The organism is Streptomyces sp. PTL18, from assembly GCF_059510295.1.
In genome coordinates this window covers 1-707 of record NZ_JCAJZO010000120.1, presented here as the reverse complement: position 1 = coordinate 707, position 707 = coordinate 1, and the positions used below count along the sequence as shown (strand labels likewise).

Here is a 707-nt window from a genome sequence, read left to right as displayed (position 1 = left end):
TGGTACTTCTCCGAGTCCAGATACTCCTCACCGCCCTCCCGCAGCGGCACGTTCTCACACAGCTCGTAGCCCGAGTACACACCCCACGTCGGCGACAGCGTCGCCGCCAGCACCGCCCGCGCCTCGAACGCCGGCCGCCCCCCGTGCTGCAGATACGCATGCAGGATGTCCGGGGTGTTCACGAAGAAGTTCGGCCGCATATACGCCGCCGCCTCCCCCGACAACTCACCCAGGTACTCCGTCAGCTCCTGCTTCGAGTTCCGCCACGTGAAATACGTGTAGGACTGCTGAAAACCGATCTTCGCCAGCGTGTGCATCATCGCCGGCCGCGTGAACGCCTCCGCCAGGAAAACCACATCCGGATCCACGGCGTTGACCTCACCGATCACCCGCTCCCAGAACACCACCGGCTTGGTGTGCGGATTGTCCACCCGGAAGATCCGCACCCCGTGCCCCATCCAGAACCTCAGAACCCGCAGCGTCTCCGCCACCAGCCCGTCCATGTCCGCGTCGAAAAAGACCGGATAGATGTCCTGGTACTTCTTCGGCGGATTCTCCGCATACGCGATCGACCCGTCCGCCCGGTGCCGGAACCACTCCGGATGCTTGTCCACCCACGGATGATCCGGCGAACACTGCAACGCGAAATCCAGGGCCACCTCCAGCCCCACCTCCCGCGCCCGCCCCACGAACCAGTCGAAATCCTC

General features: G+C 64.5%; 1 protein-coding gene. It reads right to left on the bottom strand.

Annotated elements, in window-relative coordinates:
- Nucleotides 1-707 (bottom strand): alpha-amylase family protein (locus AC5WS8_RS39255; protein WP_496108252.1); only part of this gene is annotated, 707 nt, incomplete at both ends.